The sequence below is a fragment of the Larkinella fluvii genome (genome assembly GCF_051857545.1).
In the GTDB taxonomy this organism is placed as follows: Bacteria; Bacteroidota; Bacteroidia; order Cytophagales; family Spirosomataceae; genus Larkinella.
On record NZ_JBPZHB010000002.1, the window covers coordinates 1 to 12,152 of the forward strand.

The window sequence follows — 12,152 nt, forward strand, 5'->3', positions numbered from 1 at the left end:
ATGCGGTTGGCTGACGCAAGCTGTAACAAATGCGTCAGCCAACCGCATGGGCGGCCCCGTCTTCATTCTTAACTCTTCATTCTTAACTCAATAATCAACATCCAGGCCCAGCGTTCGTTTCAACTCCAGCAGGGCCGGGTTTTTTTCGGCCAGGTAATTGAATTTGTCCTGGGGCGTGTAAATCATTTTTCGGGTTTCCTGGAGCGCAATCGTATCGGTCAGTTGAATCTGGCTGTTTTGCAATTCCCGCCGGAGATAGGTAAGTAAATCCTGTCGTAGGTCGCTCAAAAGGTTGGCTTGCAGGGAGTTGTCGATCGCAATGTGAATCATGGTCCCTTCCAGGCGAAACTCCCGGTTCAGCATCACCTGCTCCGTTCGCGAACCATCCTGCTGATCGCGCATCCGGGCGTAGGTTTGCCAGACGGTTTTTAACTCCTCAAAAGTGAACGGTTTGTCCACCTTTGGCATTTCGGGAGCCTCGGCCAAGGCCGTCGCGACGGCATCCGCCATGGTGGCCACCGGCCGTTCGACGGAGACCAGATTAGACGTGGTTCGGAGCTTACTGCCCACCGGTTTTGGAATCCCTGCGATCACCGGACTCCGTTCCGGGAGCGGTTTCGCGGTTCCGTTGCCATTCGGCTGGGGATGATAGCCGTTCGTGGGTTCGCTGGTGTGCGACGGCAGGGCGACGGGTTCCCGGTTTGTGGCTAAGGCGTCACTGTCGGCTGAACTGTCCTTTTTTTTTTCAGCCCGTTCCGGGTTCCGGTTTTCGCCGGGTTCTGAATGGTCGGTTAAAACCGGAACGGCATGGATGTCCAGCACATTCGGCAGGTTCGCCAGTTTCATCAGGCAAACTTCTACGTGCAGCCGCTGGTTTTTGGCCGACTTGTAATTCAGATCGCACTGCGCACCGACGCTCAGGGCCGAGAGCAGAAAACTCAGGGGTGCTTCGGTGGCCTGTTGCAAATACTTTTGCTGAATGCTTTCCGTCACCTGTAACAACTGAATGGTTGCTACATCCTTGCAAACCAGCAGGTTCCGAAAATGCTCGCTTAGTCCGACAATGAACTGGTGACCATCGAACCCTTTCCGCAGAATTTCGTCGAACAACAACATGCTCTGCGGCAAATTACCCGCCAGCAGCAGGTCGGTTAGCCGGAAATAGTAGTCGTAGTCGAGGATGTGGAGGTTTTCCAGCACTTCTTTGTAGCGCAGAATCCGGTCTTCCGAGAAGGTCACGTTCAGGTCGAACATCGAAAGCGCATCCCGCAAACCGCCGTCAGCTTTCTGGGCGATGAGTTCCAGGGCTTCGTATTCGGTTTGAATGCCTTCTTTCTGCGCAATGTTGGCCAGATGGTCGGCGATGTCGCGTGGCTGAATCCGGTTGAAGTCGAAGAGCTGACAGCGCGACAGAATCGTGGGCAGGATTTTGTGCTTTTCGGTGGTCGCCAGAATAAAAATGGCGTAGGAGGGAGGCTCTTCCAGTGTTTTCAGGAACGCGTTGAACGCGGCCTGCGACAGCATGTGAACCTCATCGATGATGTAAATTTTATACTGACCCGACTGGGGCGGATAGCGTACCTGATCGATCAGGTTCCGGATATCTTCCACCGAGTTGTTGGAAGCGGCATCTAATTCATGGATGTTGAACGAAGCGTTCTGATTGAAACTCACACACGAGTCGCAGTGGTCACACGGTTCGACGGCTTCGCTTTTTCCGAGGTTCTGGCAGTTGATGGTTTTGGCCAGAATCCGGGCACAGGTCGTTTTTCCAACCCCCCGTGGTCCGCAAAACAGAAATGCCTGCGCCAGGTGATTGGTTAAAATCGCGTTCTTGAGTGTAGTCGTAATATGTGCCTGTCCGACGACGGTATCGAAGGTAGCCGGACGGTATTTCCGGGCCGAGACAACGAAGTTATCCATGTCGGCAAGTTAGCCAAAAAAAATGGTCCGCCGTAAGGTTTGGAACTACGCTGTCCAAAATTACTTTCCTCCCGACCGGTTCTCCGAGTCCGTTTTTTGAACCGATTTTCCGAAGCAAAGCAGTGATAATGAAAGCGTATAGTGGTAAAAATCGACAGGATGAATAGGCAGATTTTTTGATTGACCCACGCGGGTTGCCAGGGCCAGAATCATCACAGCCAACACCACCCAGGTGGCACGCGGGTCCCGACGAACGACGCCCAGAAACGCGATCAGCAGCACGATCACCATGCCCATCGACGGGATTACCGGCTCGAAGGCCCGGATGGTGGGACTTAGCAGCAAAAGCAGAAATAAAACGATGCCGAGCGTGACGGTGACAAAAAAACCGGATCTCGTAATTTTCTGCTTGAGAATCAGGCCCCACACCCCAACGATGACGCAAACGACCCCCAGACTGGCCGCGAGTGTTTCCAGCGAGCGGTGTAACGGCACCACGCCCTGAATGCCCGCAAACACCAGAACGCCGATCAGGGCTGTCATGGAAATGGTAATCAGAAAGAGTCCCCAGAGTACCCGGTTATACCAGCTCAATGCCATAAAATACCGCCAGAAGACCCAGATACCCGTGAAAGCCAGGACGGCATCTGACACCATGTTTGAAAGGTTCATGCTGGAAATAACGATTTTTCGGGGAAAAAGGCAAAAGGGAGTTATGAGTGAAGAGTTATGAGTGAAGAGTTGGCTGACGCGTTTTAACTCTTCACTCATAACTCTTCACTCATAACTTTTTTCTTTAGCCATTTCCCTCTACTTTTGCGCCGGTTCCAAGGGCTTATACCTTCACACGCATAGCACAGCTTTTCATTCATCATGAGCGTATTAGTTAACAAAAATTCCAAGGTTATCGTCCAGGGCTTTACGGGCTCTGAAGGTTCATTTCATGCTCAACAGATGATCGAGTATGGTACCAACGTCATTGGCGGAGTCACTCCGGGCAAAGGCGGACAGACCCATCTCGACCGACCTGTATTCAACACCGTGAAGGAAGCTGTTGAAAAGGGCGGAGCCGATGTCTCGATTATTTTTGTACCACCGGCTTTTGCCGCTGACGCCATTATGGAAGCCGCTGACGCCGGTATCAAGGTGATTATCTGCATTACGGAAGGAATTCCGACGAAAGATATGATGGTAGCCAAAGACTATCTGACCGGGAAAGACGTCCGGCTGATCGGGCCGAACTGCCCCGGTGTGATGACCGCCGAGGAGTGTAAAGTGGGCATCATGCCCGGTTTTATCTTCAAAAAAGGAACCATCGGCATTGTTTCCAAATCCGGTACCCTGACCTATGAAGCCGTTGATCAGCTTTCGAAAGTGGGACTTGGCCAGACTACGGCCATCGGAATTGGCGGTGATCCCATTATCGGAACAACGACCAAAGAAGCCGTTGAACTGCTGATGAACGACCCCGAAACCGAAGGCATCGTAATGATCGGCGAAATTGGCGGAGGCATGGAAGCCGAAGCGGCACGCTGGATCAAAGCCGACGGAAACCGCAAACCGGTCGTTGGGTTCATTGCCGGACAAACCGCCCCGAAAGGCCGCCGGATGGGCCACGCGGGCGCCATCATCGGTGGTGCGGACGACACGGCAGCCGCCAAAATGCGTATTATGTCCGAATGCGGTATTCACGTCGTCGAATCACCAGCCCTGATTGGTGAAACGATGCTGAAAGCCATCGGGAAGAATTAACAAGTGAAGAGTGAAGAGTGAAGAGTTAAGAGTTAAAAGTTATAAGTAGATTCAGGCATAATGCGCCAGCCAACTTTTAACTTTTAATTCTTAACTCTTAACTTAATAATTCCTGACTCGTGCGGATTCGTTTTATTTTGTCCATTCTGGCCCTGGCTCTGTGGGCGTTGGGAAGTATGGCACAGGGAGTCGGGCCGAATCAACAGTTTTTTCCCGTCCACGACTTCCGCAACGACTGGTTGGTCTATGACCAGTCCTATAAATCCTACGTGCCTTTCATCGACGAACAGCACGCTCTGGTTTCTTCCGTTAGTTTTTTTCTGGATATTGAAAGCAACCGCCGGTACAGTCTGCTGATTTCGACCCGGCAGGATGGTTATCTTTTCATCGACGCGGCTCTCAAACACAAACTGGTGGCCAATGAATGGCTGGTGTTGAACCTGGACAGTTTATACCGTGCCTACCGCAAACCGGAACTGTTTCTGACGCTCCACGGGAGCCCCGGTGTCGAGGATAAACTGGTCTTTATCGGCCACCAGAAATCGGCCACCCAGAAAGACGTGGTGGTAACCGACACCCGGCTCAGTATTCTGCCCCGCCGATTGTCGATGTACACCAATTTTTTCACGCTTTGCCTGCTGTTCATTGTAGCCGTCAATGCGTATTTATTCAATTTTCACCACCGCGCTTTCCTCCGGTTTTTCAATCTGGCTGATTTGCTGTCGGTAACGGTTCGGGATGAATTGTTTCTGGTAAACCGGCCGCTGAGCCGAACGAATCTTCTTTTTTTGATGAATCTGGGGTTCATCACGGCGTATTTATACCTGATTATTCAGAGCAAAAACATCGATCTTTTTCTGTCGCGTGCCTTGTTGCTGCGGGGGCAGGGACTGCTGGATCTGACCCTTACGTTTTTTGAGTTGAGCTTTCTGGCTTTTTTTCTGTTGCTGGCAAAATATCTTTTTATCGTGACCATTGGGGGCTTATACCGGCTGGAGGAGGTGGTGAATTTGCATTTCTTCAAGGTCATGCAGTCTTCCTTGATTTTTTTCACCGGCGGCACCATTTGCGTCGCTACCATTGCCGCCAACACCGCTGCCACCAGTACCTGGCCCAGCCTCTGGCTGATTGTTCCGTTTGTCGGCTTTTACGTCATCCGGCTGGCCCTGTTATATGTTGTCATTGCAAACAAAGCGGTTATCAAAAATCTGTATTTATTTTCGTACCTTTGCATCGTTGAATTGATCCCGCTAACCATTGGGGTACGGTTCGCACTGTAGCCAGTGGGCAAGCTTTAAACACAAAACGCGAGGTATTCGATGAGTGAGATTTCTGCTAAGTACGACCAGGAAAGGCTGACCAAAGTAGCCAGTATTTTAGTTACCCAAGCCCGACCTGCCGACGCTAATTCGCCCTATTTTGAAATCGCAGGGAAATACAACCTGCAAATTGATTTTCGTCCGTTTATTCAGATTCAGGGCGTTTCCTACAAAGACTTTCGCAAGCAGAAAATCAATATCCTCGACCATACGGCCATCATTTTTACGAGCCGTAACGCCGTCGATCACTTCTTCCGAATCTGTCAGGAAGCGAAACTGGAAATGCCGGCTGATATGAAGTATTTCTGTGTGACGGAGCAAACCGCCAATTACCTGCAGAAGTACATCGTGATTCGGAAACGGAAGATTTTTACCGGCAATAAAACCGCGGCCGACCTGTTCGACCTGATCCGGAAACACAAGAATGAGAAGTTTCTGTTTCCGTGTTCCAACATCCGGGGCAACGATATTCCGGATTTTATGGACACCAGCGGTTTGCACCTGGCCGAAGCCGTGATGTACGAAACCGTCCCGGCCGATCTTTCGGATCTGGACATTCATTCGTTCGATATCATTGCGTTTTTCAGTCCGTCCGGCGTCAACTCGCTGCTGCATAATTTCCCCGGGTTTACGCAAAACGGCATCCGGATGGCGGCTTTTGGTCCCACCACGGCGCGGGCCGTTACCGAGGCCGGTTTTATTCTGGACATTGAAGCCCCCCTGCCCAATGCGCCGTCGATGGCGGGTGCTCTGGAACTGTATATGAAGAAGGCCAACAGCCACTAGATGGCAACGATTCTGCAAAGCGATTGCGCTGTCCGAATGAACGAAGACCGTGATTTTTTCGAATCCGGCAGGTCATTCAGACCGCGCAATCGGAGTTTAACGGAGTCTCCTTTTTTATACCAATATTTTTGGAAAATCTCCGTTTAATAGGTAACATGCCGCTTAAGCAGGTTTGGCAACTGATCGGGCGGTTGATCCGTTCGGCCGCTTTCTGAAATTAGTCTGGTGATTGTTCTGATCGTATATGAATCGTAAGTTTTACGTTGTCCTGCTTGGTTTGGCCTGTTTCATGACGGCTTTGGGCGTTGAGGCTCAGGATCAGGATCCGCAGTTTAGCTTGTATATGTTTAATCCGGTTTACTACAATCCAGCCGCAGTCGGTTCGGAAGGGGTAACCCGGTTTCAGTTGGTACACCGCACGCAATACCTGGGTTATCAGGGTACCTTTGACGAAGGAGGAGCCCCCAGCACCCAGTTGTTTTCATTCAACATGCCCCTGAATAAAATCCGGGGAGGGATTGGGTTAAACGCGGTGAACGAAACATTTGGTCCGCAGGGATTTCAGAAGGTTCAGCTTGCCTACGCTTTTCGGATACCCCTGAAAAAAGGAACGCTTTCGTTTGGGGCTGAGGGCGGGATTCATAACCGGTCGATCAATTATGACCGGTTTCGGCCCAATGATCCCGGAGATCCGCTGATTCAGAACGGACGTGTCAATCAGACGCAGCCGGATCTGGGCGCGGGAGTTTATTACAATGCTGATACCTATTATGTTGGTGCCAGCATGAAACACCTGACCCAACCTGATTTTAAATTAGGCAACGACACGGGACTCAATCCGCTTTACCGGACTGCTTACCTGACGGCGGGGTATCGGTATGCGTGGAATGAACTCATCGACATCATGCCATCAGCCATTTACAAATTCAACACCAACGCAACGTATTCGTCGATCGAAGTCAGTGCGTTGGCCATGTACGACAAGCGGCACTGGGTCGGTTTTGGCTACCGCCAAGGCGATGCGTTCACCGCAACGGCCGGCCTTAGTTTACTCCGGAATAATGCCCTGCGCTTCGGGTATGCGTTCGATTTTGTGGTCAGTAACCGCGATGCGAAAAGCCCGACGTCGCACGAAATCTTATTGTCTTATTCGCTTCCCGAACCCCGTTCAGGCCGTAAACCGATCATCAGAACGCCCCGATTCCGCTATTGAGAGAACAACTACACAAACTGCCCTCTTTTCATTGCTCCGTTGCCATTTCTACGATTGGCGTAATTATTGTTAGGCTGTTAAAGGCCAAAGTGATAATTTTGAGAAAATTAGTAGGCTACGTGATAGAACTGATCGCAGGTTAGTTTGTACTTTTTTTGAATAATAGATGCATTTAATCAATTCAAATGTACGTATACAATAAAATGCTTTATTTTCGTTCTAAGACTGGTTTGCACGCGAAACAGATTTTAACGTACCCTACAACTATGAGTAACAAGTGGTTTACCGGCAACGCAGCCCGAGGGGTGATGGTGGTGGCAACGATTCTGCTGATGCAGGGTTGCGGGTTTATCAAATCCAAATTTGGTGGTGGAAAAGGCAAGGGCGAAGATGTCGGCATTGTCAATGGAGAAGTCACTGCCAATGGACGAAAAGGCTGGAAACAAACCACTCCGTATGGTATGGTGCTGGTTCCGTCGGGTTCGTTTATGATGGGACAGGCCGATGAAGATTTAGCAGCAACCCAGACGAACATGAACCGGCGGGTAACGATCAGTTCATTCTATATGGATGATACGGAAATTACCAACCACGAATACCGCCAGTTCGTCAATGCCTTGCTGACCGATTCGGTTTCGGTGCTGGGCGAAGAAGAAATCATGACAAAATTCTACCCGGATACGACCGTTTGGAAAAACGATTTTACGTATCACAACGGGGACCCCATGCTGGAGTATTATTTTTCACACCCGGCATTCGACACCTATCCGGTGGTTGGGGTAAGCTGGCAGGCAGCCCAGTATTTTTGCACCTGGCGCACGAACCTGTACAACGATTACCGCACGAAAGAAGGCCAGTTTGTTTCTCCCCGCTATCGTCTGCCTTCCGAAGCAGAATGGGAATGGGCGGCCCGCGGTGGTCATAACTCCGCTAAGTATCCCTGGGGTGGCCCATATGTTGCCAACGGAAAAGGCTGTTATCTGGCCAACTTCAAGCCGCAACGCGGGAATTTTGACGCCGACGGTTATCCATATACCGCCCCGGCCAATGCTTACAATCCGAACGATTACGGCCTCTACAACATGGCCGGCAACGTGGCCGAGTGGACCCGCGATGCCTACGCCGAAAATGCATCGGCCATCGTTTGGGATATGAACCCCGATAACCAGAACGCCGACGAGCCCCGGAAAGTGGTTCGGGGTGGTTCCTGGAAAGATATCGCGTATTACCTGGAAACAGGAACACGGTATTACGAACTCGAAAACAACAAACGGTCGTACATTGGCTTCCGGTGTGTGATGGACAACCTGCAGGGACGAACCGCTTCCCGGGGCGCCCGCCGTTAATCCGGTTCGTTTTCGGAATGGAATAGACTCAACCCCTATTTAATACCTATACACAACACATAATACCCATTTAATTTTTGCTTTAATCATGGCTAAAAAGAACGGTAACGGTTCGAGTGTTTTCTTTGACAAAATCCTTCCGACAATGTATAGTCTGGGTGCTGCCGTCGTTATTCTCGGCGCACTGGGTAAAATTCAGCACTGGGAGGGTGGGGGCACCATCTTGACCATTGGTCTGCTGACCGAAGTAGCAATTTTCGTCTTGTTTGCTTTTCAAACCTTTGCTCAAAAAACGCAGAAAGAACCGGATTGGGAGCGGGTTTATCCCGAACTGTCCGACGATTACGATGGTGAATTGCCCCAACGTCGCCCGGCTTTGCAAAGCAACGGTTTGACCGCCAATATGGATAAGATGCTGGCAGATGCGAAAGTGTCGCCAGAGATTTTTGAAAAACTGGGAACGGGCCTGCGCAGCTTTACCGATACGGTTGGTAAAATGCGTGATGTTTCGGATGCCACCATTGCCACCAACGAATATACCCAGAATGTTCGCCAGGCGGCTAGCTCTATCAATGAAATGAACAAATCGTACGGTGTCGCGGTCACTTCGATGAACGCGATGGCTGATGCAACGCAGGATGCCAAAGAATACCGTACACAATTCCAGAAAATCACCCAGAGCATGGGCGCTCTGAACGCCGTATATGAACTGGAATTACAAGACACCAACAAGCACCTGAAAGCCATGAACGCGTTTTATGGCAATCTGACCAGCGCGATGGAAAACATGTCGGAAGCCAGCCGTGACACGCAGCAGTTCAAAAGCGAAATGTCAAAATTGACCAACAACCTGTCGTCACTCAACAATGTATACGGCAGTATGTTGACGGCCATGCGCGGAAATGGTGCCAAATAATCGTTGAAAGTAACGGAGTTGGTATTTAACGATTTACAATCGTATCGTTAAATACCAACTATAGACTTTAAGCGACACTTTTTTATCTACATTACAAGTTACTCTACCATAAACTAATGGCAGGCGCAAAAGAAACACCCCGTCAGAAAATGATCGGGATGATGTATCTGGTATTGACCGCGATGCTGGCCTTACAAGTCAGTTCGGCTTTACTGGAGAAATTTATCTTATTGAATAGCAGTCTGGAAACGTCGACGGGTTCTGCAAACCGCATCAACCAATCCACGTTAGACAATATCAAGGCCACCGTTGATAAATCAGGAAACCGGGCCGCCGATGTGGCCGTCGTGAAACAGGCGGAAGAAGTTCGGACCATGACCTCCAAAATTGTGGAAGAACTGGAAACTGTGAAACAACAGTTGATCACGGAAGCAGGTGGCGGACTCGATGAAGAAGGCCGGCTGAAAAACCCGAACGAAGAAGACAAGGTTGGGATTATCATGGTGGGTGGCCGCAAAAACGGTAAAGCCTACGAGCTGAAAGAAAAATTGAACCAGTTTACCCAGCAACTTCAGAAGTATAATCCCAACGCTAAATTCACGGCACTGGCGGCTGATGCCAAAGACGATCCAATCGCCAGTCGTTCCAAAGAACAGCGCAACAAGGATTTTGCCGAACTGAACTTTGAACAAACACCGGTTCCGGCAGCTTTGGCCGTGTTGAGCCAGCGTCAGTCGGACATCCGGCGGATGGAAGGCGAAATCCTGGACTACCTGGCGAGTAAAGTAGGAGCGCAGGACATCAAATTTGACAAGATTCTGGCACGGGTCAGTATGGAATCAAAAGTGGTAGTAGCCGGTACCAAGTTCAAGGGCGAAATGTTCCTGGCGGCTTCGTCGAGCGGGATTTCTCCCCGCATGAGCCTGAATGGCGGTGCGGTTCGGGTGGAAGATGGTGTTGGTAAAATTGAATTTACGGCGCAGGGCGGTACTTACGATAAAAGCGGGCTCGCCAAACGTTCGCTGGTTGGTTCAATCAGTTATCAGGCACCGGACGGTATGAAAACCGTTAACTTCAATCAGGAGTACTTTGTCGCCAAACCGTCTTATGAAATTGAAACGGCTTCTATGCCTCCGCTGTATCTGGGTTGCGCCAACAAATTGAGCATTCAGAGCCCGCAGTTGGGTGCCTTGTGGAACCCGACGTTTACGGCCAACGGCGCAGCGGTTTTAACCAGCAGTGAACGGGGTAAAATTACGGTTATTCCAAGTTCAGCTCAGGTAAGCCTGAACGTCAACAACGGCGGTAGCCTGTTGGGAACCAATCAGTTCAAGGTGAACCGGGTGCCTCGCCCGACCTTACGGGTATATGCCGGTGGGGCCGAAATCGACGAGCGCCGGGGGATGCCGGTATCCAGTGTACGGAGTATTCAGGTTCGGGCCATTCCGGATGAAAGCTTTAAAAACTTTATGCCGGACGATGCTAATTTCCGGGTAAAAGGCTTCACGGTTCGTTTGGCGCAGGGCGGTCGTCCCATTGGGGCTCCGGTTTCGTTAGGGCCAAACGGGGGTTCGGTTGGAGCCTTGGCGGCTGATGCCCAACCAGGGATGCGGTATGTTATTGAGGTAGAAGGCGTGGAACGCCGGAACTTCCGGGGAGAGATCAGTGATGTCCCCGTCATTCAGAAGGTTTATACAATTAATTTGAATTAGTCAGTACGATAGCTGACAATCAGTTCGTTATTGTGAAGAATAAACGCAAAAAGCACAAGGTCATGAAACAGGCGGGAAGCGTAGCAGTAGCTGCTGTATTGGCAGTAATGGCAGGAGGGGTGGCACAGGCGCAGGAAAGAGACAATACGAAAACCAATCCATTGTCGGTTCGGGAGATCAACGAGAATGACGTCATGATGAAGAAAACATTATGGCGTCGGGTCGATCTGAACGAAAAGCAGAATCAGGCCATGTTTTCCAAGAACAATCAGATTACCAAATATCTGATTGATGCCGTGAAAGCCGGCGTTCTGGTTGCCTATCCCAATGATTCAGTCAACACGCCGATGCCGGTAGAAAAATTCGCCGAAAAACTGGCCGCACCCGAACAGGGTGCTACCCTGACGGCTGAAGAAAGAGCCGCCGGTTTTGGCAATGAAGACAAAACGAACGATGGTTGGGGTGATGCCGCCAAGGATAAAAATGCGGCAGCTAAAAAGCCGGCGGATGATGGCTGGGGGACACCCGCACCGCAAACCGCCAAGGCAAAACCGGTAGATGATGGCTGGGGAACACCGGCTCCTAAGAAAAAGACAACGGCTAAAAATACCAAAGGTAAAAAGCCTGTAAAACCCGCTCCGGTAGTTCCGGAAGTGCCAAAAGTGGATTCAAGCGCGATGGCAAAGGCGAATCCGTTTACAGGCATTGAACGGCTGAATGACGAATATAGCGTTCTGGATATCAAGGAAGACTGGGTTTTTGATCGCAAACGCTCCCGCTTGTATTATGACATTCAAACCGTTGGTATCGTGATTCCGGCCGATAAAAGTCCATCGGGTCTGGAAACGCAGGTGGCCTATTTTAAATACAAAGATTTGGACAAACTGTTCCGCAGTGATCCGAAGAAGTTTATCTGGTATAATTCACAGAATCAGGCCCAGCACAAGAACCTGGCTGATGCCTTCGACCTGCGGTTGTTCTACGGACGGATCTACAAAGTGTCGAACCCGAAAGACCGTGACCTGATTGGTCAGTACGGTAGCGAACGGGAAGGCCTGATGAAATCGTACCAACTTGAACAGCAGTTGATGGAACAGGAACACGGTTTGTGGGAATATTAATCCCATTTCACTTATAACAAAAAAGGGAGCTTCTGCTCCCTTTTTTGTTATAAGTGAAAGTCAG

Annotated in this window: 10 protein-coding genes; 8 read left to right on the plus strand and 2 right to left on the minus strand. The window is 50.3% G+C overall.

The window, feature by feature from the left end; all coding sequences use genetic code 11:
• Window positions 1-87: 87 nt before the first annotated feature.
• Window positions 88-1,923, minus strand: coding sequence for a DNA polymerase III subunit gamma/tau (locus ACS5NO_RS04130; protein WP_439413979.1), 1,836 nt, complete (start codon window positions 1,921-1,923; stop codon window positions 88-90).
• A 60-nt stretch (window positions 1,924-1,983) separates the two neighbouring features.
• Window positions 1,984-2,595: a DUF6962 family protein gene (locus ACS5NO_RS04135; RefSeq protein ID WP_439413980.1), complete on the minus strand. Its 612-nt coding sequence runs from the start codon at window positions 2,593-2,595 to the stop codon at window positions 1,984-1,986.
• A gap of 201 nt (window positions 2,596-2,796) precedes the next feature.
• On the opposite strand from ACS5NO_RS04135, the gene sucD reads away from it, so the two are divergent.
• The 8 genes from sucD to porN all read left to right on the plus strand — a co-directional run bounded on the left by sucD (window position 2,797) and on the right by porN (window position 12,088).
• Window positions 2,797-3,675: a succinate--CoA ligase subunit alpha gene (sucD, locus tag ACS5NO_RS04140; RefSeq protein ID WP_114404122.1), complete on the plus strand. Its 879-nt coding sequence runs from the start codon at window positions 2,797-2,799 to the stop codon at window positions 3,673-3,675.
• A gap of 119 nt (window positions 3,676-3,794) precedes the next feature.
• Complete coding sequence (locus ACS5NO_RS04145; RefSeq protein ID WP_439413981.1) at window positions 3,795-4,955, plus strand: DUF4271 domain-containing protein; 1,161 nt, start codon at window positions 3,795-3,797, stop codon at window positions 4,953-4,955.
• Window positions 4,956-4,994: 39 nt separating this feature from the next.
• Window positions 4,995-5,780 carry a uroporphyrinogen-III synthase gene (locus tag ACS5NO_RS04150; RefSeq protein ID WP_439413982.1) on the plus strand — a complete coding sequence of 262 codons (786 nt, stop codon included), beginning with the start codon at window positions 4,995-4,997 and terminating at the stop codon, window positions 5,778-5,780.
• Window positions 5,781-6,024: 244 nt separating this feature from the next.
• Window positions 6,025-6,993 carry a PorP/SprF family type IX secretion system membrane protein gene (locus tag ACS5NO_RS04155; RefSeq protein WP_439413983.1) on the plus strand — a complete coding sequence of 323 codons (969 nt, stop codon included), beginning with the start codon at window positions 6,025-6,027 and terminating at the stop codon, window positions 6,991-6,993.
• Between the two features lie 266 nt (window positions 6,994-7,259).
• Window positions 7,260-8,339, plus strand: a complete 1,080-nt coding sequence (gene porK, locus ACS5NO_RS04160; RefSeq protein WP_138989768.1) for a T9SS ring complex lipoprotein PorK/GldK — start codon at window positions 7,260-7,262, stop codon at window positions 8,337-8,339.
• An 88-nt stretch (window positions 8,340-8,427) separates the two neighbouring features.
• Window positions 8,428-9,255 (plus strand): type IX secretion system motor protein PorL/GldL, encoded by an 828-nt coding sequence (porL, locus tag ACS5NO_RS04165; protein WP_114404118.1) that lies wholly within the window; start codon window positions 8,428-8,430, stop codon window positions 9,253-9,255.
• 116 nt (window positions 9,256-9,371) lie between these two features.
• Entirely contained in the window at window positions 9,372-10,967 is a 1,596-nt protein-coding gene (gene porM, locus ACS5NO_RS04170; RefSeq protein ID WP_439413984.1) for a type IX secretion system motor protein PorM/GldM, read from the plus strand.
• Window positions 10,968-11,029: 62 nt separating this feature from the next.
• Window positions 11,030-12,088: a type IX secretion system ring subunit PorN/GldN gene (porN, locus tag ACS5NO_RS04175; RefSeq protein ID WP_439414568.1), complete on the plus strand. Its 1,059-nt coding sequence runs from the start codon at window positions 11,030-11,032 to the stop codon at window positions 12,086-12,088.
• Window positions 12,089-12,152 lie beyond the last annotated feature (64 nt).